The following is a 26,761-nucleotide window of genomic DNA, read 5'->3' as shown; positions in this document are numbered from 1 at the left end:
GCTCTCGGGTCGCGTGGGGCGGCTCAGCGGACTTCGCGCTCACGCGAACGTGCGGCGTTGTCGATGCTGCGGCTGGCAGGCGTGGACGTGGTCCCTGTGGCGGACACCGGAGCGCTTGGCGAAGCCGCTGCCGCTGCCCCGGTCTGGGCGGTCATCTGCATGATCTTGTCCAGCGGCAGGTACAACAGGTTGGAGCCCGACTTGGAATCCACAAGCACCTTGGTCACATTGGAGTAGATCTCCTGCATGGCATCCGTGTACATGCGCTCGCGCGTCACTTGCGGTGCCTTCTGGTACTCGGTCAGCACCGAACGGAAGCGTTGCGAATCACCCTCGGCCTGCGCGACGATGCGCGCACGGTAGCCTTCGGCTTCTTCGGTCAGGCGCGAAGCAGCACCACGGGCGCGCGGCACCACGTCGTTCGCGTAGGCCTGCGCCTCGTTCTTCGCCCGCTCGCGTTCCTGGCCAGCCTTGAGCACGTCGTCGAAGGACGCCTGCACCTGCTCAGGCGGCCGCACGCCGCCCTGCTGCAGGTTGATCCCGACGACTTCAATACCCACCTTGTAGCGGTCAAGGATGTTCTGCATGAGCGCTCGAACGCGCGGAGCGATCTGATCACGCTCCTCGGCCAGCGCGGCATCCATCTTCATCTTGCCGACCACTTCGCGCACCGCGGTTTCGGCCACCTTGACCACCGATGCATCGGGGTCGCGGCTCTCGAAGAGGAAGGCACGCGCATCGTTCAAGCGGTACTGCACCGCGAACTTGATCTCAACAATGTTTTCGTCTTCCGTGAGCATGGCCGATTCGCGCAGGCCCGTGGCAGGCACGACGTTGTCGCGCCCCACATCGACCGAGCGGATCTGCGTCACGAAAACAGTTTCATGGCGCTGAATGGGATAGGGCAAGCGCCAGTTGAAACCAGCGCCTACCGAGCTGTGGTATTTGCCGAACTGAGTGATGACCGCCTGCTGGCCTTCCTGCACGATGAAAAAGCCAGTGCCCAACCAGATCAGTGCGGCCACGCCAACGATCAGGCCGGCGCCGATGCCGGTGGTCTTCGGGCTCGGCGTGAAGCCGGGCATGCCGCCACCCGAACCGTTGCCACCGCCCGTGCCACCACCGCGACCGCCCTTGTTGCCCAGCAGGCCACCCAGCTTGCGATTGAAGTCGCGCCAGAGTTCGTCGAGGTCGGGCGGGCCCTGGTTGGGGCCCTGGCCGCGAGGCGGGCGCTGCGGCGGACGCGGATCTTCATTGCGATCGGGCTCCTGCCCATCCTTCGAGCCTTCATTCCGGGATGCATCGTCACCGCGACCCCAGCGAGGGTCGTTCAGGTTGAACATGCCCAGCAAGCCGCGCCAACCCCGGCGGCGGGAGGGCTGCGAAGGGGTCTTGGCGCCGGGTGCGGGGGATTGCAGATTCACATCCATGTGTTGCCAACTTTTTTCGGTGCAAAGAACAAAACAGTCACATTGTGCCCAATCACGAGACCGGGTTGCCTATTTCAGGTGTAGGCCCGGGGGACATCTCCCCCTGGCCTGCTTTCAGGGCCAGTACGCGTTCGGCCAGCATGGCGCGCAACGCGGGTATGCCTTCGCCCGTGTGTGCGCTGACGTGGATTCGAGGGACCGACTGCCCCTCCAGTTCCATGGAGTCGCTCAGAACGCGTGGAACATTGGCAATATCCATCGCATCAAGCTTGTTGAACACCAGGATCTGGGGCACCTGGTCAGCCCCGATGTCCTTGAGCACGCCCATCACTGACGCGATCTGCTCCGGGTGCGCAGGATTCGACGCATCGACCACATGAAGCAGCAGATCGGCGTCGGCCGCTTCCTGAAGCGTGGCGGCAAAGGCATCGACCAGGCCGTGCGGCAGGTCACGAATGAATCCGACGGTGTCTGACAAGGAGACTGAGCGTTCCGCTTCGCCCAGATAGAGCTGGCGTGTGGTCGTGTCCAACGTGGCGAAAAGTTGGTCGGCCGCGTAAGCGCGAGCCTTGACGAGGCTGTTGAATATGGACGACTTGCCCGCGTTCGTATAGCCCACGAGCGAGATGGAGTAAGTGTCCCGGCGCTCGCGCTGGCGGCGCTGGGTGGCGCGCTGCTTCTTGACCTTCTCCAGGCGATCTTTGGTGCGCTTGATGGCCTCGCCGATCATGCGGCGGTCGAGCTCGATCTGAGTCTCTCCTGGCCCCCCGCGCATCCCGATACCGCCACTCTGGCGCTCCAGGTGCGACCAGCGCCGCACCAAGCGGGTGGAGAGGTACTGCAGGCGAGCGAGCTCTACTTGCAGCTTGCCTTCATGGCTCCGAGCGCGCTGAGCGAAAATTTCCAGAATCAGCAGCGTGCGATCGTTCACCGGCAGGCCAAGATGGCGCTCCAGGTTGCGCTGCTGTGCGGGGCTCAACGACTGGTCGAACAGCACCTCGGCCGCACCGGTGGACTGGGCCAGCATTTTGATTTCTTCGGCCTTGCCCGAGCCAACGAACAGCGCCGGATCGGGAGCGCGACGCTTGCAGGTCACGCGGTCGGCCACCGAATAGCCTGCGGTTTGTGCCAGCAGGCCGAGTTCTTCCAGGCCTGCGTCGAAATGAGGAACACCAAAATCCACCCCCACCAGAATGACCGATGGCGTGGACGTTGGGGAGGGCAAAACGGGGTTCAAAGCGAGCGGGCGGCAACGCACAAGGCGTCGCAAGCCCGACAGTCGCACTGCACGGGCTTACTGTGATTCAAGGTATGAATCAGGGGGCGGGGTCGTCCGCGCCGACCGCCGAGAACTGAACGGGGCGACCCGGAACGATGGTGGAGATGGCGTGCTTGTAGACCATCTGCGTGACCGTGTTGCGCAGGAGCACCACGTATTGGTCGAATGATTCAATCTGACCCTGCAACTTGATGCCGTTGACCAGATAAATCGACACGGGCACATGCTCCCGGCGAAGCTGGTTCAGGAAAGGGTCTTGCAAGAGCTGGCCTTTGTTATTGCTCACGATATGCTCCGTGTTCAACGAAAGTTAATGAAGAATGGACCATACCACAGCACCGGCGGCACGCCTTGGGTAACCAGAAATTCCTATTCCTTGAAGGGATTGGCTGAGGTCTTGAACTCGATCCGCAGGGGCGTGCCCACCAGATCGAAGGCCTTGCGGAAGCGTCCTTCGAGGAAGCGCCGGTAGGCGTCGGGCACGTGCTCCAGGGAGTTGCCGTGAATGACGATCACCGGCGGATTCATCCCCCCCTGGTGGGCATATCGCATCTTGGGCCTGAACATGCCGCTGCGCGTGGGTGCCTGGAAAGCCACCGCTTCAAGCAGCAGGCGCGTGAGCACCGGCGTGGACATTTTGCGCATGGCCGAGGCATGCGCCAGGCCGATGGATTTCCAGACAGGGCCGAGGCCCTGGCGTTTCTTCGCCGAAATGAGGTGCATCGAGGCAAACTTGAGAAAGGCCAGCCGGGTTTCGACCTGCCTTTCGATCTGCTCGCGCTGGTAGGCGTCAATGGCGTCCCACTTGTTGATGGCCAGAACGACGGCTCGGCCACTTTCGAGGATATAGCCAGCAATGTGCGCATCCTGGTCGGTCACACCCTGGGTGGCATCGAGCAACAGCAAGACGACGTGCGCGTTCTCGATCGCCTGCAGTGTCTTGACCACCGAGAACTTCTCGATCGCTTCGAAGACCTTGCCCTTGCGACGAATGCCGGCGGTGTCGATGAGTTCGAACTTCTGACCACCATGCTCGAAAGGCACGGAAATGGCATCGCGCGTGGTGCCGGGCAGATCGAAGGCCACCAGACGCTCTTCGCCCAGCCACGCATTGATGAGCGTGGATTTCCCGACGTTGGGCCGACCAGCCACCGCAAGGCGGATCACGCCAGTCTCGGCTTCCGGTTCTTCCTCGTCCTCGGGCGGCAGACCGGGAATGCTCTCCAGCGCCGTCTCCAGCAGGGTTCGGATGCCCTGCCCGTGAGCGCTGGAAGCTGGCAGCACTTCACCCAGGCCCAGCTCGTAGAACTCCACCAGCTGCAGGCCCTGCGTCATGCCCTCGGCTTTGTTGGCCACGAGCACCGTGGGCTTGCCCAGGCGGCGAAGGTATTGGGCAATTTCGTGGTCTTGAGCGCTGATGCCGGCGCGCGCATCCACCACGAAGATCACCACGTCGGACTCGGCCACAGCCTGCCGGGTCTGCTTGGCCATCTCCTTGTAGATGCCCTCGATGGCTTCGGGCTCGAAGCCGCCGGTATCGATGACGATGTATTCGCGGCGACCGACCTTGCCGTTGCCGTAGTGGCGATCACGGGTAAGGCCGGCAAAGTCGGCCACGATGGCGTCGCGCGTGCCCGTCAAACGGTTGAACAGGGTGGACTTGCCCACATTGGGCCGGCCGACCAGAGCGATGACTGGCTTCACTGGGGGCGCCAGGCGTAGACGCCGCCGTTGCGGGTCTGCACCACCAGCGCATCACCCGCCAGCACCGGTGCCGACAGGATGGGTGATCCGTCGGTCGAGAGACGCGTCATCTCGCTGCCATCCTCGCGCGAGATGAGGTGCACCAGACCGGCGCCATCACCAACGGCCACCACGCGGCCCAGGGCCAGTGGAGCACTCAGGTCGCGGTACTTGAGGCGATCCAGGGTCCAGGCGGGCTCGCCCGTGCCGCGCTGCCAGGCCAGAAACTTGCCGTCGGTTTCAGCGCCAAACACCAGCCGGTCATCGCCGTGAAGGCCCGCAGTACCCCTTGCAGGGCGGGTCCAGATTGTGGTGCCGCGTGTCGTGTCAACGCAGCCCACCGCCGCACCATAGGCGCGCACGCAGACGCTGCTGCCGATGCGGCTGGCAGGGCCCACGATGTCGACCAGCCGTTCGACCTCGTTGGTGCCGCGCGAGGTGGCCACAGGCGCGTCCCAGCGGACCACGCCGTTTTGCGGGTTCAAGCCGACCAGGCGGCCGGCGAGTCCTGCCACCAGCATGTCACCCACGGCGAGCAGTACGCCACTCTGGCTGAGCACCAGTGGCTCGGCGGGGCGGGTCTGACTCCAGAGCCGCGCGCCGTTGGATCCATCGAAGGCGATCACGGTGCGATCTGCCGTGAGAACGAAGACGCGCTTGCCAGCGACAAGGGGTGCGGTGAAAGCGCGCGCGGGAAGGCGCACACGCCAGAGCTCGCGCCCATCGGCGATGGCGATCAGTTCGTTTTCGCGCGTGACGACGGCAGCGGTTTCTCCGTCGGAGCCCACGCCCGCTGCAATGCGAGCCTTGAGGTCCAGGCGCCAGACGTCTTTTCCATTGCTGGCGTTGAGCGCCGCGACCGTACCAGCCTCGCTGGCCACGAAAACGCGCCCGGCCGCCACTTGAGGCACCAGAGAAGCGTGGCCAGCGCCCACCTGCGCCGACCAGGCGACGCTGGTTCCCATGAGAGCGGCCACTGGCGCCAGTTCCGCAGGCTTGGGCTTCTCGGGGCCCGAGGAACAGGCCGCCAGCAAAACGGTGAAAGTGAGACCCAGCACGGCCAGCGTGCGGCGCCCGGGGTGGGGATGGAAGGCAGAGATCAGGCAGGTCGGCATGGCATTCAGGGCGCGGTGGGAGTCAGGCTGGTGACGTTCACGCCCAGGGCGGCGAGCTTCACCTCAACCAGGCGGCGGTATTCAGTGCGCTGGCCCAGCGCCTTCCAGGCGGCCTGGTATTGCGCGCGGGCTTCGTCAGGCTTGCCCTGGGCCATGTAGATGTCACCGCGTCGATCGGCCACCAGCGGTTCAAAAGATTTCGGCACCGGCGCTTCGAGCGTCTTCAGCGCCTGATCGAAAGCCTTCGCTTCCAGGTCAAGGGCAGCCAGGCGCAGGCGCGCCACAGCTTTGTAGGAAGCATCGCCGGATTTCTCGGCCGCCCAAGCCAGCGCGGCGCGCGCCTTTTCCGCTTGCCCGGCATCGAACAAGGTTTTGCTGGCCAGCAGCGCAGCCTGGCTGGCGAAGGTGGTGCTGCCAAAGTTGGCCTGCATGTCTGCCAGCGCGCGCTCCATGCGCTGCGCATCCTTGGCCACGGCTGCGCGATCGACCTCGTCGTACAGCGCTGCCGCTTTCACAGCCTGGTTGCGCTGCCACCAGTTCCAGCCATTCCAGGCCGCGAACGCACCGAAAACGACAATCAACACCCAGCTGATGAGGTTGCCGTAGCGGGTCCAGAAGTGTTTGATCTGGTCGAGCTGTTCCTGCTCTTCGAGGTCGAGGTGTTTGGCCATGATGGGTGTTGAACTGCGGGTCGTGCGCTGCGTGCGCAACAGGGGATTGTAGGCGGGTGGGCGAGCCGCCCGGGGCGGCGCTCAGACCTGGCGAAGGCGTGCCGCCCATTCCGCCACCGCCGCCAGCGGCAGCAGGCTCTGCACCGCCTCAGGCGAAGCGCCCTGCCCTGGCGCGCGCGGCCCCCGCAAGGCCTTGAGGGCCACACTGCCCTGCTGCATTTCCTGCTCGCCGAAGATGAGCGCATGGCGTGCACCACTGGCATCGGCTTTCTTGAACTGTGACTTCATGCTGCCCATGCCTTCAGCTCCGCCCGCATGCATCTGCACGCTCACCCCATGGCGGCGCAGCGCGCGCAGCACCGGCATCACCTCAGGCACCCGCGCCGCGTCGGGCACAACGGCATAGGCGTCTGGCACCGGCTGGTCGGGCAGCTTGCCTTGTTCCTTGAGCAGCTCAAGGATGCGCTCCATGCCGAGCGCCCAACCCACAGCGGGTGCCGCCTTGCCGCCGATCTGCTCGAAAAGACCGTCGTAGCGGCCGCCCGCGCACACCGTGCCCTGCGAGCCCAGTTGCGTGGTGACGAACTCGAACACGGACAGGTTGTAGTAGTCCATGCCACGCACCAGGCGTGGGTTGATGCGGTAAGCGATGCCGTGCGCGTCCAGCAGGCCGCGCAAGCGATTGAAGTGATCCAGCGACTCGGCCCCGAGGTGGTCCATGAGCCGAGGTGCGGCGTTGACCAGCGCCTGCATGGACGGATTCTTGGTGTCGAGGATGCGCAGCGGGTTGCTGTGCAGGCGCCGTCTGGCTTCTTCATCCAGCTGGTCGCTGTGGGCTTCGAGGTAGGCGATGAGTGCATGCCGGTGCGCGAGCCGCTCGGGCGGCTGACCTAGGCTGTTGATTTCAAGCTCGATACCTTCCAGGCCCAGCTCGGCCCAGAGGTCGCAGGCCAGCACGATGAGTTCTGCGTCCACATCCGGCCCCACAAAACCCAGGGCCTCGGCACCAAACTGGTGGAACTGGCGGTAGCGACCGCGCTGCGGCCGCTCGTGCCGGAACATCGGGCCCATGTAGTACAGGCGCTTGGGCCCGTCGTAGAGCATCGAATGCTCCAGGGCGGCTCGCACAACACCCGCCGTGTTCTCTGGGCGAAGCGTGAGCTGTTCGCCATTGAGCCGGTCTTCAAAGGAGTACATCTCCTTCTCGACGATGTCGGTCACCTCGCCCAGGCCGCGCACGAACAGCGCCGTGGGCTCCACGATGGGCGTGCGCAGATTGCGGTAGCCGTAGCGGCGCATGAGGCTCCGAAGCGTGTCCTCGAGCCACTCCCAGTGCGCGGACGCGGGAGGGGCGATGTCGTTCATGCCTTTGACGGCGCTCAGTTTCTCTGCCATGGGCGGTGGGGGCGATTCAGGCGGGCGTGCCGAACCGCTTCTCGATGTAGTTTTCGACGATGGTCTGGAATTCCTGCGCGATGCCTGCACCGCGCAGCGTCATGGCCTTTTTGCCGTCGATGAAGATCGGCGCGGCCGGCGCCTCACCGGTGCCCGGCAGGCTGATGCCGATGTCGGCGTGCTTGCTCTCCCCCGGGCCATTGACGATGCAGCCCATCACCGCCACCTTGAGGCTTTCCACGCCGGGATAGCGGGCGCGCCACACCGGCATGGACGCACGAAGATAGTCGTCGATCTGTTTGGCCAGCTCCTGGAAAGTGGTGCTGGTGGTTCGGCCGCAGCCGGGGCAGGCGGTGACCGAAGGCACAAAGGCACGCATGCCCAGGGCCTGAAGAATCTCCAGCGCGATCACCACCTCTTGGGTGCGCGCCTCGCCAGGCTGCGGCGTGAGCGAGACGCGGATCGTGTCGCCAATACCTTGTTGCAGCAGCACTGAAAGTGCGGCGGTGGAGGCCACCGCACCTTTGGTGCCCATTCCGGCCTCGGTCAAGCCCAGATGCAGTGCGTAGTCGCAACGCTGAGCCAGCGCCTGGTACACGGCGATGAGGTCCTGCACGGCGCTGACCTTGCAGGAAAGAAAGATGTTGTTGCCATCGAGGCCAATGTGCTCTGCCCGTTTCGCGGATTCCACGGCCGATGTGATCAGCGCCTCGTACATCACCTGACGCGCGTCCCAAGGTTCGGTGCGGCCAGCGTTCTCGTCCATCAGGCGCGCCAGCAGGTCCTGATCCAGGCTGCCCCAGTTCACGCCGATGCGCACCGCCTTGTTGTGCCGGGCGGCGATCTCGATCATCTGCGCGAACTGGCGGTCGCCCTTGTCTCCACGGCCCACATTGCCCGGGTTGATGCGGTATTTGGACAGCGCCTCGGCACAGGCCGGGTGGTCCGTCAGCAGCCGGTGACCGTTGTAGTGAAAGTCGCCAATCAGCGGCACGTCCACACCCATGCGGTCGAGCTGTTCGCGGATGTAAGGCACGGCCTTGGCGGCTTCGTCGTTGTTCACCGTGATCCGCACCAGCTCGGAGCCGGCAAGCGCCAGTTCCTTGACCTGAATGGCGGTGCCCACGGCGTCTGCGGTGTCGGTGTTGGTCATGGACTGCACGCGCACCGGCGCGCCGCCCCCCACTGTCACACGATGGCCGCCCCAGGCCACCACGCCCTGTCGTGTGCGGCGCGGCCGTGCCAACGACAGCGGAATGGGTTCGCAGGACCTGGCAGATCGCACGACATCGTCCATGGTCACTTCACCTCGAATCGCGCCACGTTGTTGCGGGCAATGGCATTCACGTCGAAAGGCCGTCCGCGCACGGTCACCTGAGCCGATTCGGCGCGGCCCAGCACCACGGTGTAAGGCGGAGAAGTAGAGAAATCGACCGCATCGCCAGGTTTGAGCATCCGCTGGACGACGACACTGCCGGTGCCGTTGGTGACCTCCACCCACGATTCCCCGGTGGCGGAAATCGTCAGCAGACTGCCGGGCGTGGGAGTGGGTGTGGACACGAGCGTGGGCGTGGACGCCGGCGTCGCTGCCGCATTCGGGGTGGTTGCCGGCGGAGCCGTGGGAACGGGCGCTGCTTCAGGCATCGGCGCGACAGGCGTTGCCACCGCCGGAACGCTGGGGTTCGATGACACGCCGGCCGCATCCACCGGCACGGGCGCAGAACCGGGCTCCACAGCGGCAACGGGCTCCACCGGCGTAACAACGGTGTCGCCCCCTGAGACGGCCGGCGGCTCCTGTGCACGCGGCAGAAACACGATCACCAGCGCACCCAGCAGCAGCACGATCGCTGCGAGCATGGCGGGTCGCGAGAGCCACGACAGCGGATTGACCGGGGCGGGGTCGCTGGCCGGCTTGAACGGTGCATTGATGGCCTGACGCGAGCCGCCCAGCTCGGGCGCCACGCCGATCGGAATCTGCTGCAGGATGGGCGCCGGATCGACCTTGAGATGGCGACAGGCGCTGGAGGCCAGCGCGCGCGCGAAGGTCAGGTCGGGCAATTCGTTGTACCGACCCGCTTCCAGCGCCTCAAGCTTGCGCACCGGCACTTTCAACGCGGCCGCAAGGGCAGCGATGTGCAGGCCGGCCGCCTCCCGGGCGACGCGAAGCAGCACAGGGCGGCTGACCTCCTCCACCGCGTTCTGAGCGTCACTCATCGAAGGCCCCTCGCTGATAGGACGCCCACTCTCGGGAATCAGGGTAGCGGCGGCCCAGCTGTTGGGCGAGCTGGCGCATGGCTTCGGTGTTGCCCACCTTGCGCTCGACCTTGATGCCAAGCCAGAGCGTCTCTGCGTTGGCCAGATCCGAATTGTTCAGACGACGGATCGTGAACTGCGCTTTCTCGTTTTCGCCACGCCGAAACTGCAGCGCGGCCAGGTTGTAGGCGGTGATGGGGTTGCCAGCGTCGAGCTCGTACGAACGCGCCAGGCTGCCTTCGGCCTCGGCAAACTGACCGGCCCGCACCTGGCAAACGCCTTTGGCCATCAGCGTCTTGGCCTGACCGCCATAGACCGGGCTGGCCATCGCTTGCTGGAACAGTTCGACGGCCTGCGCGTACCGCCCTTGCTGGCACGCGAACAGGCCATAGTGGTGCAGCACGTCGGGATCGCGTGGGTTGAGCTGCTGGGCGCGGCGGAAGCTTTCCTCCGCCAGCGGAAGCTCATTCATTCGCGAATACACCAGGCCGCGCAACATGTACGCCGATGCATAGGTCGGGTCAGCGGCCAGCGAGAGTTTGATCTCGTCGAGCGCCACCGTGGTCTGTCCTTGCTCAAAGTACCCTGCCGCGAGCTCCAGGCGAATTCGAGCCCGCTTGCGGGCCTCGGGTTCATCGGATTCGGTGACCGGCTCGGCAGTACGGCCCACGCCGGCCCCCGTGTTCGAGCCTGCGCCGGGGTTCTGTGCGCAACCGGCAAACAAAGCCATCAAGGAAAGCGCTAGGAGCAACGAAAAAGGCAAGGGCAGCCAGGGTCTGGAACTCGGGTCGGAGATGCGGAGCGCTTGGGTCATGCCTGCCTTTCCTTGCGGACGATGTGAATCGGTCTTGCGGTAGCTTGTCGGCGCTGAGCCAGCCGGCTGGCCGCATTGGTGCGGTCCAGCACGTCACCGGCGAGCTGCCCGCAAGCGGCGTCGATGTCGTCGCCCCGCGTCTTGCGCACGGTGGTCACCACGCCGCCCTCGTTGAGAATCTGCCCGAAACGCAGCACCACAGAGCGCGGCGAACAGGTCAGACCCGAATCGGGGAACGGATTAAAAGGAATCAGGTTGATTTTGCACGGAACACCACGGGCGCCATGCCCCTTGAGCAGCGCGAGCAACTGCCGCGCGTGTTCAGGCTGGTCGTTCACGCCGTCGAGCATGCAGTACTCGAAAGTGACGAAATCGCGCGGCGCGGCGGGCAGATAGGCCAGGCAGGCGTCGAGCAGTTCGGCGATGGGGTACTTGCGGTTGAGCGGAACAAGGTCGTCGCGCAAGGCGTCGTTGGGTGCGTGCAGCGAAACCGCCAGCGCCACCGGGCAGTCCTGCGCCAGCCGCTCGATCATGGGCACCACGCCGGAAGTGGACACAGTCACCCTGCGACGAGAGAGCCCGTAACCGTGGTCATCGAGCATGACGCGCAGCGCGGGCACCAGCGCGCTGTAGTTCTGCAAGGGTTCACCCATGCCCATCATGACCACGTTGGTGATCACGCGTTCCCCGGTCTTGAGGTGGCGGCGCAGGAAATGTTCGGCGTGCCAGAGTTGGGCGACGATCTCGCCGGTGCTGAGGTTGCGCGAGAAGCCCTGATGGCCGGTGGAGCAGAAGCGGCAGCCAACGGCGCAGCCGGCCTGGGAAGAAATGCACAGTGTGCCGCGGTCGTCTTCAGGGATGAAAACGGTTTCGACCGCATTGCCGTCGCCGACGTCGAACAACCATTTGATGGTGCCGTCGGTGGAGTCCTGGCGAGAGAGCACAGGCAGATCGGCGACCGTGCAGACCCCGGGCAGCTTCTCACGCAGGCTGCGGGCGAGATCGGTCATGTCGGCGAAGTCCGCCGCACCCTTCTGATGAATCCAGCGGAACAACTGGACGGCGCGGAAGCGCTTCTCGCCCAGCTGCTCGCAAAAGGCGGCCAAACCCTCGAGATCGAAGTCGAGCAGATTGGCCGTCATGACATGATCAACGCGAGTAAACGTTGAGACCGGCAAAGAAGAAAGCCACTTCGGCAGCGGCGGTCTCGGGAGCGTCGGAACCGTGCACTGCGTTGGCGTCGATGCTGTCGGCGAAGTCAGCGCGGATGGTGCCAGCGGCAGCCTTCTTGGGATCCGTGGCGCCCATCAGGTCGCGGTTCTTGGCAATGGCGCCTTCGCCTTCGAGCGCCTGAATCATCACAGGGCCGGAGATCATGAAGTCGACCAGATCCTTGAAGAAGGGGCGGGCCTTGTGCACAGCGTAGAAGGCCTCGGCCTCGCCACGCGAGAGGTGCGCCATGCGGGCTGCCACGACCTTCAGGCCGGCGGCTTCAAAGCGGGCGTAAATCTGGCCAATGACGTTCTTGGCGACGGCGTCGGGCTTGATGATCGAGAGGGTGCGTTCGATGGCCATGGAAATCCTGAAGTTGTTGGGTCAATCAACCGAGGCTTTGAGACACCTCGCAAAGCCCATGATTCTACATCGGTCGAGCCATTCACCCCGGGTGTGCCGGGGTTCAGCGCCCTCCCGGACGGCCGCCCCCACTCCCGCCTCCGCCCCCGCCTCCACGGCGACGGCCGCCAGCGGGCGGACCCCCGCGGCCGGCATTCTGCTCGCGAACGCGCTGCAGGGCATCCTGACCGATGTAGCCAAAGGACGTTTTCATGGGATCGGGCTGAGCCTGTCCGGTTCCGGGCCCTTTGCCAGCTCCCTTGCCGCCTCGCCCCTTGCCCTTGCCAGCCGCACCCGATGGTGCTCCTCCCATGCCGTAGCCGCCGGCACGGCGGTCGTCAAACCCCGGGCCCTCGGCGCGACTGCCTGGCGGCTTGCCCTGGCCTCGAACTGCCTGACCACGCCGCATGGGTTGCTGGGTCGGATGGCGTCCGGGTGCCCGTGCTCGATTCACGCCACTGTCATCAACGCCAGCAGCCGGCATGCCGGCGGCGGCGGTCAATCGACCGATGTCCCGCTCGTCAAGCTCGACCCAGGCGCCGCGCTTGAGGCCTCGCGGCAGCATCATGGCGCCGTAACGGATCCGGATCAGGCGGCTGACCGCGTGGCCCACGGCCTCGAACATGCGGCGCACTTCGCGATTGCGGCCTTCGCCGATGGTGACGCGGTACCAGCAGTTGGCGCCCTCGCCTCCGCCGTCTTCGATGGAAGCGAACTGGGCCATTCCGTCATCGAGGCGAACGCCATCGAGCAGGCGCTGCTTTTCCTCGTTGGACAACGCGCCGAGCACGCGCACGGCGTACTCGCGCTGGAGACCAAAACGCGGGTGCATGAGGCGGTTGGCCAGCTCGCCGGAACTGGTGAGCAACAGCAGACCTTCGGTGTTGATGTCCAGCCGTCCGACCGACTGCCATTTGCCCTGCATCAAGCGTGGCAGCCGCCGGAAAACCGTCGGCCGGTTCTGCGGGTCGTCGTGCGAAACCACTTCGCCCGCGGGCTTGTGGTAGGCCAGCACGCGCGGCGGCGGTGGCGTCATGCGCACGCGCACGGGCTTGCCGTTGACCTTGATCGTGTCGCCGAACTGGATGCGCTGGCCGATGTGGGCGGGCTCCCCGTTGACGGAGATGCGCCCCTCAAGGATGAGTTGCTCCATCTCCAGGCGCGAACCCATGCCGGCCTGCGCCAGCACCTTGTGCAGCTTGGGCGACTCGGGTTGGGCGCTGAGCACCCGCTTCGTGGGCAGCGGCAGATCCTGCTCCTGCTCCGCATCGAACGCACCACTGACCACATCGTCGAAACGCAAGGCCTCGAGTTCGGCGGACGGGCTGGCACCAGGGGCTGAAGCCACGGGCATCACCACCTCCGGGAGCGCTGGCGGCTTTGGTTCGCCGGCGGCCTCATGCCCCGCCTCAGCGTCGGGATCAGATGGCGTGGGAGGGTGGTTCGCCGGGTTCATGGGGTTCCTGTGTAGAGGTTTCCAGTGCCGGCGGATCGCCGGCATGGGTTGCGGCGTCGCCGGAGGTGTCCGCTGGCTCGGACGTGTCGTTGGGCTCCGGCTGCAGGCTGGCCGACAGCGAATCGAAATCCAGGCGATCCAGGGCAGACTCCTGCACGTCGCTGCCTTCCAGCGGGGGGAGCTGGTCCAGCGATGAGAGGCCGAGGTCGTCCAGAAACTGGCGGGTGGTGGCAAACAGCGCGGGGCGGCCCACCGTCTCGCGATGCCCGATGACCTCGATCCAGCCTCTGTCCTCCAGCTGTTTGATGATGAGTGAATTGATGGTCACACCGCGAATGTCTTCCATGTCGCCGCGCGTGACGGGTTGGCGGTAGGCAATGATGGCCAGCGTCTCCATGGCGGCGCGGCTGTAGCGCGGCGGCTTCTCGGGATGCAGGCGATCAAGGAAGGGACGCAGTTCGGGCCGACTCTGAAAACGCCAGCCTGTGGCCACCTTCACCAGCTCCACGCCGCGCCCGGTCCATTCCAGTTGCAGATCGGCCAGCAGCGACTTGAGCGTGTCGGCAGAAACTTCGTCCTCGAACAGCGTGCCGAGTTCGCGCACCGACAGCGGCTGGGGTGCGCAGATCAAGGCCGTCTCGAGGACGCGCTTGGCATCCGTGGTGTTCATGGTGTCGGTAGGTCAAAAACCAGCTTGCAGCCGGGACGGTACGGAAAGGCATCGGGCCCGCCACAACCCTGCCGGCTGCGTTGACCGGAAAAGGGATCGAAGGGGTTCAACCGGTTGCCATGGCGGGCAACGTCAAGAGATTTGGGGGTCCAGAAAGGCGCTGGCCACCCGGGCGTGATTGTAACGGAGGCCGCATTCGGCCATGGCGGCCTGCATGTCGGGTGGTGGGGCACTCTCGAAGTCGAGTTCCTTACCGGTGGTGGGGTGCCGCAGGCGCAGGCGCGCCGCGTGCAGCGCCTGCCGAACCATGCCCCATTGGACTCGTCCGCCGTAGAGGGTGTCGCCCACCAGGGGATGCCCCATCCACGCCATGTGCACGCGGATCTGGTGGGTTCGACCGGTGTGCAGCTTGCAGGCCACCAGACAGGCCTGGTCCAGTCCGTCGATCAGTCGCACCGTGGTCTGCGCCGGCTTGCCGTTGCCGTTTTCAGCCCGCACCACCGACATGCGCAGCCGGTTGTGCACGTCTCGCCCGATCGGCTGGTCAACGCCCCGCTCCACCGGGCCCTGCCAGCGGCCGTGTGCGAGCGCAAGGTACTGCCGATTCACCTCGCGGGCGGCGATGGCACGCACCAGCGCCTCCATGGCCTGCCGGCTCTTTCCCACGAGCATCAGGCCCGAGGTGTCCTTGTCGAGCCGGTGAACGATACCGGCGCGCGGCAGACTGCTGGCTCCGGGGTGGTAAGCCAACAGGCCGTTCAGCAAGGTCCCGCGCCAGTTGCCGGCCGCGGGATGCACCACCATGCCGGCCGGCTTGTGAATCACCAGAAGCTCGGCGTCTTCATGAACCACGTCCAGCGCCATCGGCTCGGCCACGAAGGCTTGCGCCTGCTGCGTTGGGCGCAACTCCACCGTCAACCGGTCGCCCGCCGCGATGCGCGCTGAAGGCTTGCGAAGCGGGATATCCCTGAGCACGACGGCGCCATCGGCCATCAGCTGCTGCAGGTAGGAGCGGGAGAATTCGGGAATCAGCGCGGCCAGCGCCCGGTCGATGCGCCAGCCGTGCATCTCGGCGGGTACATTGCAAACCCGGGTTTCAGCCTCCGCGGCGAGCTCGTCGACAAGCCCTGGCGGTGAACCTTCTGACACATCCCCCGTCGATATAATTTGCGTTGCCAAACCCATTGTCCCGTTGTAAAGGTGCATCCTTGATGCTTAGTCTCAGATTATCGGCTGTGTCCTCCTTTGTGCTGGCAACGGCACTGGTGTTGACCGCTTGCAGCACCAAGCCCGTGGATGAGACGGCTGGCTGGAGCCCGAACCGCATCTACAGCGAAGCCACGGAAGAGCGTTCGGCCGGCAACTTCGAGAAGGCGGTGACGCTGCTGGAAAAGCTCGAAGGGCGCGCAGCGGGTACGCCGCTGGCTCAACAAGCCCAGCTCGACAAGGCTTACACGCACTACAAGGCCAGTGAGCAGGCCCAGGCGCTGGCCGCGATCGACCGCTTCCAGAAGCTGCACCCGGCGAGCCCCGCCATGGATTACGCGCTTTACCTCAAGGGCCTGATCAACTTCAACGACAACCTTGGTCTGTTCGGGTCGTTGGCGCGGCAAGACCTCTCGGAGCGCGATCAGAAGGCCGCCAAGGAATCGTTCGAGGCGTTTCGCGAGCTCGTGAGCCGTTTCCCGGACTCCCGCTACAGCCCCGACGCGCGCCTGCGCATGACCTACATCGTCAATTCGCTGGCGCAATACGAGGTGCACGTGGCGCGCTACTACCACAGCCGTGGCGCATATGTGGCCGCCATCAACCGCGCGCAATCCGCCCTCACCGACTACACCGACGCACCCGCGCTGGAAGAAGCCCTTTTCATCATCGTGCAGTCTTACGACGCGCTCGGCATGACCCAGTTGCGCGACGACGCCAGGCGTGTGATGCAGGCCAGCTATCCCCGTAGCGAGTACCTGAGCAAGGGATTCAAGTCGGTCGATAGCCCGTGGTGGAAGCTCTGGTAAGCACCAGCGCATCGAGCGCTTTGGCCATCTCGGCCTCGTCCTCCAGCCGGCGCATGGGCGGCAGGGCAGCCAGCAGGCGGTTGCCGTAAGAGCGGCTGATAAGCCGACGGTCGCCGATCACCAGAATGCCGCGGTCCGACTCCGAGCGGATCAGCCGGCCAGCGCCTTGCTTGAGGGCCATGGCGGCTTCCGGCAGGAATCCGTCGGTGAACGCATTCATTCCTTTCGCCTCGAGCTGCCGCGCCCGCGCTTCCATCAGGGGGTCGTCGGGCGGTGGAAACGGCAGCTTGTCGATAACGAGCAGTTGCAGCGCATCACCAGGCAGATCCACCCCTTCCCAGAACGACGCTGAAGCGACGAGCACCGAAGCCTCGGTCGCTACCCGAAACCGGTCGAGCAAAGCACGCCGGGAGCCCCGCCCCTGAGCAAGCACCTCCAGCGGACCGCAGCGGCCCAGTGCGATCAGTTCAACGAGGCGCGCCGCCAGGCGGTCGGCCGCGCGCAAGGTGGTGGTGAGCACGAGGGTGCGCCCACCCAGCCGCGATGCCCAGCGCGCCACGGATTCGGCAAGCGCCGGTGTGTGCGACTCCTCACCGGGATCGGGCAGATCCTCCGGCACGTAAAGCGAGGCCTGCGCGGCATGGTCGAACGCGCTGGGGACCTGCAGGGAGCGCAGGCCCGGCAGGTCGCTGAGTCCCAAGCCGCGGGAAAACCACTCCAGCTCCGGCTCATGGCCAAGGGTGGCCGACGAGAAAATCCAGCTTCGTTCTCTGGGTGCATCCGGACCCAGCAGCGCTCGAAACAAGGCAGAACTGTCGGGCGGCGAGCGCAGCGCGCGCCAGGATCGACCCTCTTTCCACTCCACCCAACGCACACCTTCGCCGGCTGTCTGCCCAGTGCAGATTTCGCGCCAGAGCAAGCGCATGGATTGCACGCGCTGGAAAAGCCGCTCCAGATCGACGCTGGCCTGGGCAGTGGCGTGCAGCGCCTGTGCCGCCGCAGTGAGGGCATTCTCCAGACCGGCCACCGCATCGGTCCACCGGCCGGCGTCCACCCCCTGCGGCACAGCGTCTGGCCAACGGCTGCGCTGCGCGCCTGGTCGCGGCATGGTCAGAAATGCCCTTCCCGCCTGCTCCAGACTGAGGGCGATATGGGCCCAGGGCCGCTGGCCGCGGGCCCACTGCGGTCCCTCCATCGCCAGATCGTGCGCGAGTGCGCGCACCGGGCCCGACCCAATGGACTGGCCCAGGAAACCAATGCCTGTGTCGTTGAGCTGGTGCGCTTCATCAAAAACGACCACACCGGCGGTGGGCAGCAGAGCGGCAGCGCCGGTTTCGCGCACGAGTTGATCGGCAAAAAAAAGATGGTGATTGATCACAACCCAGTCGGCCTGCAAGGCTTCGCCGCGCGCACGGTAGACATGGCAGGCATCGTGGCGTGGGCAGGCGGAGCCCAGGCAGTTTTCGCCTGTTGACGTGATCAGCGGCCGCAGCGGTGAACGTTCGTCCAGACCATCGAGTTCAGCCAGATCGCCACGGCGCGATTGCCGGGCCCAGTGCATCACCCTGAACAAGCCTGCTGCCAATGCAGGATCGCGCAGCCCCTTCGACGCGGGTCCATGCAGGGCCTGTTCCAGCCGGTACAGACACACATAGCTGGATCGCCCCTTGAGCAACGCCACGCGCACCGGCACACCCAGCGCGCTCACCACCGCCGGTATGTCGCGCGCAAAGAGCTGGTCCTGCAAGGACTGAGTGGCAGTGGACAGCAAGGCACGCCGGCCGCTGAGCAGCAACGGCACCAGATAGGCGAAAGTCTTGCCAACACCGGTGCCCGCCTCCACCGCCAGACTCTCGTTCGCTTCGATGGCGCGGGAAACGGCCTGAGCCATAACAAGCTGGCCGGGCCTTTCTCGCATCCCTGGCCGAGCGCGCGCAAGAGGCCCGTCGGCGGAAAACGCCGCCGCGACCCCGGATTCCAGTGTGTTCAGAGTGCCTCCGTCAGCATCGCGCATCGTCCACGGTGGACAAAGTCACAGGCGGCGCTCTGGCGCCGTCCAGCGGCGCCAGATATCGCGCGTTTGATGATAGGCTGATCGAGCCATGGCCCAAGCTTGGCGCCCACAGGCTTCAACCGCACGATTTTTCCGACGGCTTTCATTCAGACATGTCCAAAGGCTACCGCATCCAGGCATCCACCGGCATCCACCGGGGCGACCGAGACTACCAGCAGGATCAGGTTTGCCTGCTCCACCATCCCCGCCATGGCAGTTGCATGCTGGCCGTGCTGGCCGACGGTATGGGTGGTCGAAGTGGGGGGCGAAAGGCCTCGGACCAGGTGATGCTGACGGCGCGGCAGCTGTTCGAGCGTTACGACCCCGAAACCGACGATGCCGGCTCTCTGCTGCGCCAGATCGTCGAAGAGTCGCACCTGGTGATCAAGTTGACCGCCGTGTCGGCCGAACAGGAACCGCACAGCACCATCGCTGCTTTCCTCATCAATCCCGGTGGCGACAGCCATTGGGTGCATGCTGGCGACTCGCGCATCTACCATTTCCGCAATGGCAAGATGATCTTCCGCACCATGGACCACTCCTACGTGCAGACGCTGGTGAACCAGGGCGAAATCAGCGAAGAAGAAGCGCTGGACCACCCGCACGCCAACATCCTCATGGGCTGCCTGGGCACCGAGAACGATCCACCGGTGGACATTCACGTGGTGCCGCAGCTGCACCCTGGCGACGCGCTGATGGCCTGCAGCGACGGCGTGTGGCACTACTTCACCCCGGAAGAACTCTCCAGCACCATTGCCATGCTCTCGCCGCGCGAGGCCTGTGAGTTCCTGATCCAGAAGGCGCGCACGCGTGCCAAGGGCATGGGCGACAACCTCTCGCTCATCATCGTGAAACTCGACCCCTTGGGCTGATCAGGCCTTTGCTCAGGTCAGCCCGGTGTCCACCAGCCGGTGCTCGAGGGCCAGAAACTCCGCCGATTGCATCTCGTTCAAGCGCGAAACCGTGCGGGGGAATTCGTGCGCCATGGGGCCTTCCAGATAGAGCTCCTCCGGTGGCACTGCAGCCGACATCACGAACTTGACGCGCCGGTCATAGAGCACATCCACCAGCCAGGTGAAACGCCGCGCTTCTGAAGCCTGCCGTACTGACATCTGTGGCACGTTGGACAGCATCAGGGTGTGGAACTGCGTGGCGACTTCCAGGTAGTCGTTCTGCGATCGCGGGCCGCCGCACAGCGTGCGGAAGTCAAACCAGATCACGCCACCCGCGCGCCGCAAGGCATGGATCTGTCGTGCCTCGATGTGCATGACCGCTTCCTTTTCGCCCACCTCGGCCAGTTGCTCGAAGGTGGCCTCCATGGCTGCATCGGCTTCAGGCCCGAGCGGGCAATGGTAGAGCTGGATGTGCGTGAGGGTGCGCTGGCGGTAGTCGGTCCCGTTGTCCACGCTGAGGACTTCCAGCCGGTCCTTGAGCAACGCTATCGCAGGAAGAACGCGCTCACGGTGCAGTCCGTCGGGGTAAAGATTGTCGGGGTGGAAATTGGAGGTGGTGACAAAGCCCACACCCGCCTTGAACAGCGTGTCCAGCAGACGGTGAAGGATCAAGGCATCGGTCACGTCGGCCACGTGAAACTCGTCGAAGCAGATCAGCTTGTAGCGCTTGGCGATGCGAGCGCCAAGCTCGTCCAGCGGGTTCACGGTGCCCTGCAGCTCGCGAAGTTCGCGGTGAACCTCGCGCATGAATTCGTGGAAGTGCAGGCGCGTCTTGCGTTTGAGCGGAACAGCTTCGAAGAAGCACTCCATCAGGAAGCTCTTGCCGCGCCCTACGCCGCCGTGCATGTAGACGCCGCGCGGAATCTCCGGGTTGACGAAGAGCTTCTTGAGGGAGTTGGAGCGCTTCTGCTTGTAGGCCGCCCACTCGTTTGCGCAGCGCTCCAGCGCATCAATGGCGCGCTCCTGCGCCGGATCGGACGTGTAGCCGCGCTCCTTGAGCGCGGCCTCGTAGGTGCTGCGAACGCTCAAGATCGCCGTGTCAGAAGTTCAGCGTGCGCTTGTCCACCGCCAGCGCGGCTTCCTTGGTCGCCTCCGAGAGCGAGGGATGGGCGTGGCAGATGCGAGCGATGTCCTCGGCACTGGCCTTGAACTCCATGGCCACCACCGCTTCGGCGATCAGCTCGGAGGCCATGGGGCCCACGATGTGAACACCCAGGATTTCGTCGGTGGTGGCGTCGGCCAGAAACTTCACCATGCCGGTGGTGTCGCCCAGCGCCCGCGCACGGCCATTGGCCAGAAACGGGAACGTGCCCGCCTTGTAGGCCACACCGTCGGCCTTGAGCTGCTGCTCTGTGCGGCCCACCCAGGCAATCTCGGGACTGGTGTAGATCACCCACGGTACGGTGTTGAAGTTGACGTGTCCGTGCTGCCCGGCGATGCGTTCTGCCACGGCCACGCCCTCTTCCTCGGCCTTGTGCGCCAGCATGGGGCCACGCACCACGTCGCCCACCGCCCACACGCCCTTCAGACTGGTGCGGCATTCGTCGTCGACCACGATGGCGCCGCGCTCGTCCAGCTTCAAGCCGACAGCTTCGGCGTTGAGGCCAATGGTGTTGGGCACGCGGCCGATGGAGACGATGAGCTTGTCGGCATCGATGGACTGGTCTTCGCCCTTGGCGTTGGTGTAGGCCACGCTCACGCCCTTCTTGCTGGTCTTGACTTCCCCGACCTTCACGCCGAGCTCGATTTTCAGACCTTGCTTGTCGAACGCCTTCTTGGCTTCCTTGGCAATCTGCTGATCCACCGCGCCGAGGAAGGTGGGCAGGCCTTCGAGAATGGTCACGTCCGAACCCAGGCGACGCCACACCGAACCCATCTCCAGCCCGATCACGCCGGAGCCGATCAGCACCAGCTTCTTCGGCACGGCACCGACGCGCAACGCGCCGTCGTTGGACAGCACGGTCTCTTCATCGAACGGCACGCCCGGCAACGCCCGCGCGTTCGAGCCGGTTGCCACGATGACCTGTTGACCCGTGAGGAGCTCTTCATTGGCACCCGTCACCTGAATCTCGTAGCCCGCTTCCACCGCCTTCACGAAAGAGCCCCGGCCGTGGAAGAACGTGATCTTGTTCTTCTTGAACAGGTAGAGGATGCCGTCGTTGTTCTGCTTGACGACGGCGTCCTTGCGGGCGAGCATTTTTGTGACGTCGATCTTGACGTTGGTCGCACTGATGCCGTGGTCGGCGAAGTGGTGGTTGGCGTGGTCAAAGTGCTCGGACGACTGCAGCAAAGCCTTGCTGGGGATGCAGCCCACGTTGGTGCAGGTGCCACCCGGAGCGGGTCCGCCAGCGGCGTTCTTCCACTCGTCGATGCAGGCGACCTTGTAGCCGAGCTGCGCTGCGCGGATGGCAGCGATGTAGCCGCCGGGGCCGCCACCGATCACGACGACGTCAAATGCTTGGGACATGTTGTTTTCCTGAATTCAAAGGGCCAACGCCCCTGGCGGGGCGTTGGCGGGAGAGGTCGCTGGTCAGATATCGAACAGGATTCTGGCGGGATCTTCAAGCGCCTCTTTCATGGCGACCAGACCCAGCACAGCTTCGCGGCCATCGATGATGCGGTGGTCGTAGGACATGGCCAGGTAGTTGATCGGGCGGATCACGATCTGGCCGTTTTCCACCACCGGCCGGTCCTTGGTGGCGTGCACACCCAGGATGGCCGATTGCGGTGGGTTGATGATGGGCGTGGACAACATCGAACCGAAGGTGCCGCCGTTGGAGATGGAGAAGGTGCCGCCCGAAAGGTCGTCCAGGCCGATCTTGCCGTCCTTGGCCTTCTGGCCGAATTCAGCAATCTTCTTTTCGATATCGGCAAAGCTCATCTGGTCGGCGTTGCGCAGGATGGGCACCACCAGACCACGCGGAGAGCCCACCGCAATACCGATGTCAAAGTAGCCGTGGTAGACGATGTCGTTGCCATCGACCGACGCGTTGATGATCGGGTACTTCTTGAGCGCATGCACCGCCGCCTTGACGAAGAAGCTCATGAACCCGAGCTTCACGCCGTGTTCCTTCTCGAACTTCTCCTGGAACTTCTTGCGCATCTCCATCACCGGCGCCATGTTCACTTCGTTGAACGTGGTCAAGATGGCGTTGGTCGACTGCGATTGCAGCAGGCGTTCGGCCACGCGGGCGCGAAGGCGGGTCATGGCCACGCGCTCTTCCGGACGGTCACCCAGGTCGGGTGCGACCACCGGTACCTGCGGCAGCACTTTGGCGGGCGCGCCGGTGGGAATGGCCACTGGCGCAGCCACGGCTTTGGGCGCCGAAGCCGCAGGAGCGGCAGCGCCGCCAGCCACGGCCGAGAGCACGTCGCCCTTGGTGACGCGACCATCCTTGCCCGTGCCCGGCACCGAGCCTGATGCCAGGCTGTTGTCGGCCATGAGCTTGGCAGCTGCGGGCATGGCCACGCCGGCCTTTGACTGCGATGCCGGGGCAGCGGCGGCGGCTGCGGGAGCGGTCGCGACTGCCGAAGACGCCGGTGCGGCGGCCGGCGCCGCTGCGCCCGCCACAGCTTCGGTGTCGATGCGCGCGATCAGTTGCTCGGCCGCGACGGTCGCGCCGTCGGCCTGCACCAGTTCGACCAGCACACCGGCGGCAGGCGCGGGCACTTCCAGCACCACCTTGTCGGTTTCGATCTCGATCAGGATCTCGTCGATTGCGACGGATTCACCGGCCTTTTTCTTCCACGTCAACAAGGTGGCTTCGGCCACCGATTCAGAGAGTTGCGGGACTTTGACTTCTACGATTGCCATTGTTTTTCCTGCGCTATGCGTTTTGCGTTGTGCGTCACTTGGTGAGGATGAAGCCCTTGAGCTTGCCGAAGGCGGCTTCGATCAGGGTCTTCTGCTGCTCCTGGTGCAGATGGGCGTAGCCCACTGCGGGAGAAGCCGACGCTGCTCGCCCGGCGTAGCCCAGCTTCTGGCCTTCGAGCATGTTCTCGTGGATGTAGTGCTGCACGAAGAACCAGGCGCCCTGGTTCTGCGGTTCGTCCTGGCACCAGACCACATCGGTGGCGTTGGGGTACTTGCGCATCTCCGCGCCAAACACCTTGTGCGGGAACGGATAGAGCTGTTCCACACGCAGAATGGCGACGTCGTCCGAGCCGCGCTCCTCGCGCTTCTTCACGAGGTCGTAGTACACCTTGCCCGAGCAGCAGATGACACGCTTGACCTTCTCGGCCTTCTTCACCACATCGGCGTCGTGCTCGGGAATGACGGTCTGGAAGCCACCCTTCGTGAACTCGGACAACGGCGAGGTGGCGTCCTTGTTTCGCAACAGCGACTTGGGCGTGAAGATGATCAGCGGCTTGCGCAGCCCCCGGATCATCTGGCGGCGCAGCACATGGAAGATCTGGCTCGCCGTCGTCGGCTGCACCACCTGCATGTTGGTGTCGGCCGCCAGCTGCATGAAGCGTTCCAGGCGGGCAGAGCTGTGTTCCGGACCCTGACCCTCATAGCCGTGCGGCAGCATCAGCGTGATGCCGTTGACGCGGCCCCATTTCACTTCGCCAGAGGCGATGAACTGGTCGATCACGACCTGCGCGCCATTAACGAAGTCGCCAAACTGCGCTTCCCAGATCACCAGCGTGTTGGGGTCGTTCGACGCGTAGCCGTACTCGAACCCCAACACCGCCTCTTCCGACAGGATGGAGTCGATCACCATGAACGGCGCCTGGTTGTCGGCCACGTTCTGCAGCGGCACGTAGGTGCCCTCGTCGTACTTCTCGCGGTTCTGGTCGTGAATCACGGCGTGGCGGTGCGTGAACGTGCCACGGCCACAGTCTTCACCTGACAGGCGCACAGGGAAGCCGCTGGCCACCAGCGAGGCAAACGCCATGTGCTCACCCATGCCCCAGTCCACGGGAATCTCGCCACGGCCCATGGCTGCGCGGTCTGCATAGACCTTCTTGACGAGCTGGTGCGGGGTCACGCTACCAGGGATCGTGGTGAGGCGGTCCGACAGGCGCTTCCACTCGGCCATGGGAATGGCGGAATCCGCGTTGTCGGTCCACTTCTTGCCCAGATACGGGCTCCAGTCGACCGCGAATTTGCTCTTGAAGTTGGTCAGGACCGGGTCTACCGTGTGGCGCCCGGCATCGAGCGCAGCGCGGTAGGACTTCACCATGTCGTCGCCGAGCGTGTCGCCCAGGCCTTGCGCGGCCAGCTTGTCGGCGTACAGCTTGCGCGTGCCGGGGTGGGCTGCGATCTTCTTGTACATCAGCGGCTGAGTCAGGCTGGGGGTGTCCTGCTCGTTGTGACCCAGCTTGCGGAAACACACGATGTCGACCACCACGTCCTTCTGGAACGCCATGCGGAAGTCCAGCGCCAGCTGGGTCGCGAACACCACGGCCTCGGGGTCGTCGCCGTTCACGTGCAGCACCGGCGCCTCGATCATCTTCACCACGTCCGAGCAGTACAGCGTGGAGCGGCTGTCTCGCGGGTCGGAGGTGGTGAAACCGATCTGGTTGTTGATAACCAGATGCACCGTACCGCCGGTGGAATAACCCCGGGTCTCGGCCAGCGCCAGAGTTTCCATCACCACGCCCTGCCCGGCGAAAGCGGCGTCGCCGTGCACGAGCACCGGCAACACCTGCTTGCCCAGCGGGTCGCCACGGCGGTCCATGCGGGCGCGCACCGAGCCCTCCACCACCGGGTTCACGATCTCCAGGTGGGAAGGGTTGAAGGCGAGCGAGAGGTGAACCGGCCCACCGGGGGTGGTCACATCCGAGCTGAAGCCCTGGTGGTATTTCACGTCGCCCGAAGGCAGCTCTTCGGGAGCCGTGTGGTCGAACTCGGCAAACAGGTCCTTGGGCATCTTGCCCAGGGTGTTGACCAGCACGTTGAGGCGGCCACGGTGGGCCATGCCGATCACAATCTCCTGGATGCCGACCTGTCCAGCCTGGCGAATGAGTTCGTCCATCGATGCGATGAAGCTCTCGCCGCCCTCGAGAGAGAAGCGCTTCTGCCCGACATACTTGGTGTGCAGGAAGCGCTCGAGGCCCTCGGCCGCAGTGAGGCGGTCCAGGATGTGCTTTTTCTTCTCGGCATTGAATGCAGGCTTGGTGCGGCTGGCTTCCAGGCGCTCCTGCCACCAGCGCTTCTGGCCCTGGTCGGTGATGTACATGTACTCGGCACCGATGGAGCCGCAGTAGGTTTCGCGCAGCGCATTCAGCAGCTCCCGCAAGGACATGGTTTCCTTGCCGAAGAACGTGTTGCTGGTGTTGAACACGGTTTCCAGGTCAGCGTCGGCAAAACCATAGAACGACAGTTCAAGCTCTGGAATGTGGTCGCGCTCCGCGCGCTTCAGCGGATCAAGGTCGGCCCATCGGGCTCCGACGTTGCGATAAGCGGCGATGAGCTGCTGGACTGCAACTCGCTTGCGGCCGAGTTCAGAATCTGCACCGGTGGCCACCACCACCTTGGTGCCGCCCTGCTTGGCGCGCTCGGCGAAGGCATTGATGACGGGCTGGTGCGGAACGTCGCGGGCGTCGGAGCCGTCGCCTGCGGGAACGTGTTGCAACGCGTCAAAGTAGCCGCGCCAGTTTTCGGGCACGCTGCCCGGATTTTCGAGGTAGTTCTCGTACATCTCTTCCACGTACGGCGCGTTGCCGCCGAAGAGATACGAGTTGCCCTTGTAGGCAACGTAGACGTTGCCTCCGTTCGATGAGGAATCGCTCATGAATCCGCTGACCTCCGTTTCCCTTCGGGAAACATTAGCTGGTTAAGAAAAACCTCCCGCGGCACGGCTGAACCGTTAGGCGGATGCGACAGTGACTGTGGAAGGACCTGACTGCAGCCCCAGATTGTGCCAGCTTGAGGCGCGTCAGGGGAGAAGAATGCGCTTTCAGTGTTTCAGATGTGCGTCAGGATGCAACACGGGGCGACAGTCGCTCTGACGCGGGCACCGAGCTGGGCTCGTCCATTTCGATCGCAATCTGGGTGCACACGGTGCGGCAAAGCATCACGGCCTTCTCGCTCTGCACCCGGTAGATCACCTGGGTACCCTCCTTGCGCTTGGCCAGCACACCCGCCCGATACAGCAGGTTCAGGTGCTGCGACAGGTTCGGTTGGGTGGTGTCGATCTCCTGCAACAGTTGCGAGACCGACTTTTCGCGATCGCACAGGGCACTGAGGATGCGAAGGCGCATGGGCGTGGCAAGCACGCCGAACAACTCAGCAGCCAGCTCGAACACACGCACCTTTTCTACCTGCCCCGGGGTCTCGATCATTTGGTCCATG

23 protein-coding genes are annotated in these 26,761 nt (G+C 64.7%); 2 read left to right on the top strand and 21 right to left on the bottom strand.

Going from position 1 to position 26,761, the window contains the following annotated elements; translation table 11 throughout:
• Nucleotides 1–23: 23 nt before the first annotated feature.
• The 15 genes from hflK to CAP37_RS06940 all read right to left on the bottom strand — a co-directional run bounded on the left by hflK (nt 24) and on the right by CAP37_RS06940 (nt 15,508).
• Nucleotides 24–1,430 carry an FtsH protease activity modulator HflK gene (gene hflK / locus CAP37_RS07010; RefSeq protein WP_373271058.1) on the bottom strand — a complete coding sequence of 469 codons (1,407 nt, stop codon included), beginning with the start codon at nt 1,428–1,430 and terminating at the stop codon, nt 24–26.
• Between the two features lie 52 nt (nt 1,431–1,482).
• A complete protein-coding gene (gene hflX, locus CAP37_RS07005; RefSeq protein WP_256926899.1) occupies nt 1,483–2,655 on the bottom strand; it encodes a GTPase HflX in 1,173 nt (390 codons plus the stop codon).
• 91 nt (nt 2,656–2,746) lie between these two features.
• Nucleotides 2,747–3,013, bottom strand: a complete 267-nt coding sequence (hfq, locus tag CAP37_RS07000) for an RNA chaperone Hfq (protein ID WP_086123514.1) — start codon at nt 3,011–3,013, stop codon at nt 2,747–2,749.
• A gap of 65 nt (nt 3,014–3,078) precedes the next feature.
• Nucleotides 3,079–4,413, bottom strand: a complete 1,335-nt coding sequence (der, locus tag CAP37_RS06995; RefSeq protein WP_086123513.1) for a ribosome biogenesis GTPase Der — start codon at nt 4,411–4,413, stop codon at nt 3,079–3,081.
• Complete coding sequence (gene bamB / locus CAP37_RS06990; RefSeq protein ID WP_086123512.1) at nt 4,410–5,567, bottom strand: outer membrane protein assembly factor BamB; 1,158 nt, start codon at nt 5,565–5,567, stop codon at nt 4,410–4,412. The genes der and bamB overlap by 4 nt, the downstream gene beginning before the upstream one ends.
• 5 nt (nt 5,568–5,572) lie before the next feature.
• Entirely contained in the window at nt 5,573–6,238 is a 666-nt protein-coding gene (locus CAP37_RS06985) for a tetratricopeptide repeat protein (protein ID WP_086123511.1), read from the bottom strand.
• Between the two features lie 81 nt (nt 6,239–6,319).
• Nucleotides 6,320–7,633 carry a histidine--tRNA ligase gene (gene hisS / locus CAP37_RS06980; RefSeq protein WP_086123510.1) on the bottom strand — a complete coding sequence of 438 codons (1,314 nt, stop codon included), beginning with the start codon at nt 7,631–7,633 and terminating at the stop codon, nt 6,320–6,322.
• Between the two features lie 16 nt (nt 7,634–7,649).
• The gene (ispG, locus tag CAP37_RS06975) at nt 7,650–8,930 is read right to left on the bottom strand and encodes a flavodoxin-dependent (E)-4-hydroxy-3-methylbut-2-enyl-diphosphate synthase (protein WP_086123509.1); all 1,281 of its coding nucleotides are present in this window, start codon (nt 8,928–8,930) and stop codon (nt 7,650–7,652) included.
• 2 nt (nt 8,931–8,932) lie between these two features.
• Entirely contained in the window at nt 8,933–9,847 is a 915-nt protein-coding gene (locus tag CAP37_RS06970) for a helix-turn-helix domain-containing protein (protein WP_086123508.1), read from the bottom strand.
• On the bottom strand, nt 9,840–10,700 hold the full coding sequence (pilW, locus tag CAP37_RS06965; protein WP_256926898.1) for a type IV pilus biogenesis/stability protein PilW: 861 nt from the start codon (nt 10,698–10,700) through the stop codon (nt 9,840–9,842). The genes CAP37_RS06970 and pilW overlap by 8 nt, the downstream gene beginning before the upstream one ends.
• The gene (gene rlmN / locus CAP37_RS06960; protein ID WP_086123507.1) at nt 10,697–11,842 is read right to left on the bottom strand and encodes a 23S rRNA (adenine(2503)-C(2))-methyltransferase RlmN; all 1,146 of its coding nucleotides are present in this window, start codon (nt 11,840–11,842) and stop codon (nt 10,697–10,699) included. The genes pilW and rlmN overlap by 4 nt, the downstream gene beginning before the upstream one ends.
• A gap of 7 nt (nt 11,843–11,849) precedes the next feature.
• Nucleotides 11,850–12,275, bottom strand: coding sequence for a nucleoside-diphosphate kinase (gene ndk, locus CAP37_RS06955; protein WP_086123506.1), 426 nt, complete (start codon nt 12,273–12,275; stop codon nt 11,850–11,852).
• A 103-nt stretch (nt 12,276–12,378) separates the two neighbouring features.
• A complete protein-coding gene (locus tag CAP37_RS06950; RefSeq protein WP_373271057.1) occupies nt 12,379–13,815 on the bottom strand; it encodes a pseudouridine synthase in 1,437 nt (478 codons plus the stop codon).
• Entirely contained in the window at nt 13,736–14,440 is a 705-nt protein-coding gene (scpB, locus tag CAP37_RS06945) for an SMC-Scp complex subunit ScpB (protein ID WP_086123504.1), read from the bottom strand. The genes CAP37_RS06950 and scpB overlap by 80 nt, the downstream gene beginning before the upstream one ends.
• A gap of 132 nt (nt 14,441–14,572) precedes the next feature.
• On the bottom strand, nt 14,573–15,508 hold the full coding sequence (locus tag CAP37_RS06940; protein WP_306297826.1) for an RluA family pseudouridine synthase: 936 nt from the start codon (nt 15,506–15,508) through the stop codon (nt 14,573–14,575).
• 143 nt (nt 15,509–15,651) lie between these two features.
• Here CAP37_RS06940 and CAP37_RS06935 point away from each other — a divergent pair, with 143 nt between their 5' ends.
• Nucleotides 15,652–16,455, top strand: coding sequence for an outer membrane protein assembly factor BamD (locus tag CAP37_RS06935; RefSeq protein WP_086123502.1), 804 nt, complete (start codon nt 15,652–15,654; stop codon nt 16,453–16,455).
• Here the strand turns inward: CAP37_RS06935 and CAP37_RS06930 are convergent.
• Nucleotides 16,418–18,346, bottom strand: coding sequence for an ATP-dependent DNA helicase (locus CAP37_RS06930; RefSeq protein ID WP_256926897.1), 1,929 nt, complete (start codon nt 18,344–18,346; stop codon nt 16,418–16,420). The two genes, CAP37_RS06935 and CAP37_RS06930, sit on opposite strands and share 38 nt — an antisense overlap.
• 275 nt (nt 18,347–18,621) lie before the next feature.
• Here CAP37_RS06930 and CAP37_RS06925 point away from each other — a divergent pair, with 275 nt between their 5' ends.
• The gene (locus CAP37_RS06925; RefSeq protein WP_086123500.1) at nt 18,622–19,380 is read left to right on the top strand and encodes a PP2C family serine/threonine-protein phosphatase; all 759 of its coding nucleotides are present in this window, start codon (nt 18,622–18,624) and stop codon (nt 19,378–19,380) included.
• Nucleotides 19,381–19,392: 12 nt separating this feature from the next.
• Here the strand turns inward: CAP37_RS06925 and zapE are convergent, their stop codons facing one another.
• The 5 genes from zapE to CAP37_RS06900 form a co-directional block, all read right to left on the bottom strand.
• Nucleotides 19,393–20,490, bottom strand: coding sequence for a cell division protein ZapE (zapE, locus tag CAP37_RS06920; protein ID WP_086123499.1), 1,098 nt, complete (start codon nt 20,488–20,490; stop codon nt 19,393–19,395).
• Between the two features lie 10 nt (nt 20,491–20,500).
• Nucleotides 20,501–21,928, bottom strand: a complete 1,428-nt coding sequence (gene lpdA / locus CAP37_RS06915) for a dihydrolipoyl dehydrogenase (RefSeq protein ID WP_086123498.1) — start codon at nt 21,926–21,928, stop codon at nt 20,501–20,503.
• Between the two features lie 63 nt (nt 21,929–21,991).
• Complete coding sequence (odhB, locus tag CAP37_RS06910; protein WP_086123497.1) at nt 21,992–23,275, bottom strand: 2-oxoglutarate dehydrogenase complex dihydrolipoyllysine-residue succinyltransferase; 1,284 nt, start codon at nt 23,273–23,275, stop codon at nt 21,992–21,994.
• A gap of 34 nt (nt 23,276–23,309) precedes the next feature.
• Nucleotides 23,310–26,201: a 2-oxoglutarate dehydrogenase E1 component gene (locus CAP37_RS06905; RefSeq protein WP_086123496.1), complete on the bottom strand. Its 2,892-nt coding sequence runs from the start codon at nt 26,199–26,201 to the stop codon at nt 23,310–23,312.
• 184 nt (nt 26,202–26,385) lie between these two features.
• Entirely contained in the window at nt 26,386–26,760 is a 375-nt protein-coding gene (locus CAP37_RS06900) for a helix-turn-helix transcriptional regulator (RefSeq protein WP_086123495.1), read from the bottom strand.
• Nucleotide 26,761: the final 1 nt, after the last annotated feature.

The organism is Hydrogenophaga sp. IBVHS1 (assembly GCF_002127265.1).
Classification (GTDB): Bacteria; Pseudomonadota; Gammaproteobacteria; order Burkholderiales; family Burkholderiaceae_C; genus Hydrogenophaga.
Note: the sequence above shows the minus strand (reverse complement) of the source record. Positions and strands in the feature narration are given on the sequence as shown.

Bases quoted from the DNA above. Each gene is read 5' to 3' on its own strand.
- hflK (WP_373271058.1), bottom strand. From the start codon at position 1,430: ATGGATGTGAATCTGCAATCCCCCGCACCCGGCGCCAAGACCCCTTCG.
- bamB (WP_086123512.1), bottom strand. From the start codon at position 5,567: ATGCCGACCTGCCTGATCTCTGCCTTCCATCCCCACCCCGGGCGCCGC.
- CAP37_RS06985 (WP_086123511.1), bottom strand. From the start codon at position 6,238: ATGGCCAAACACCTCGACCTCGAAGAGCAGGAACAGCTCGACCAGATC.
- hisS (WP_086123510.1), bottom strand. From the start codon at position 7,633: ATGGCAGAGAAACTGAGCGCCGTCAAAGGCATGAACGACATCGCCCCT.
- ispG (WP_086123509.1), bottom strand. From the start codon at position 8,930: ATGGACGATGTCGTGCGATCTGCCAGGTCCTGCGAACCCATTCCGCTG.
- CAP37_RS06970 (WP_086123508.1), bottom strand. From the start codon at position 9,847: ATGAGTGACGCTCAGAACGCGGTGGAGGAGGTCAGCCGCCCTGTGCTG.
- pilW (WP_256926898.1), bottom strand. From the start codon at position 10,700: ATGACCCAAGCGCTCCGCATCTCCGACCCGAGTTCCAGACCCTGGCTG.
- rlmN (WP_086123507.1), bottom strand. From the start codon at position 11,842: ATGACGGCCAATCTGCTCGACTTCGATCTCGAGGGTTTGGCCGCCTTT.
- ndk (WP_086123506.1), bottom strand. From the start codon at position 12,275: ATGGCCATCGAACGCACCCTCTCGATCATCAAGCCCGACGCCGTCGCC.
- CAP37_RS06950 (WP_373271057.1), bottom strand. From the start codon at position 13,815: ATGCCGGCGATCCGCCGGCACTGGAAACCTCTACACAGGAACCCCATG.
- scpB (WP_086123504.1), bottom strand. From the start codon at position 14,440: ATGAACACCACGGATGCCAAGCGCGTCCTCGAGACGGCCTTGATCTGC.
- CAP37_RS06940 (WP_306297826.1), bottom strand. From the start codon at position 15,508: ATGCACGGCTGGCGCATCGACCGGGCGCTGGCCGCGCTGATTCCCGAA.
- CAP37_RS06935 (WP_086123502.1), top strand. From the start codon at position 15,652: ATGCTTAGTCTCAGATTATCGGCTGTGTCCTCCTTTGTGCTGGCAACG.
- CAP37_RS06930 (WP_256926897.1), bottom strand. From the start codon at position 18,346: ATGGCTCAGGCCGTTTCCCGCGCCATCGAAGCGAACGAGAGTCTGGCG.
- CAP37_RS06925 (WP_086123500.1), top strand. From the start codon at position 18,622: ATGTCCAAAGGCTACCGCATCCAGGCATCCACCGGCATCCACCGGGGC.
- lpdA (WP_086123498.1), bottom strand. From the start codon at position 21,928: ATGTCCCAAGCATTTGACGTCGTCGTGATCGGTGGCGGCCCCGGCGGC.
- odhB (WP_086123497.1), bottom strand. From the start codon at position 23,275: ATGGCAATCGTAGAAGTCAAAGTCCCGCAACTCTCTGAATCGGTGGCC.
- CAP37_RS06905 (WP_086123496.1), bottom strand. From the start codon at position 26,201: ATGAGCGATTCCTCATCGAACGGAGGCAACGTCTACGTTGCCTACAAG.
- CAP37_RS06900 (WP_086123495.1), bottom strand. From the start codon at position 26,760: ATGGACCAAATGATCGAGACCCCGGGGCAGGTAGAAAAGGTGCGTGTG.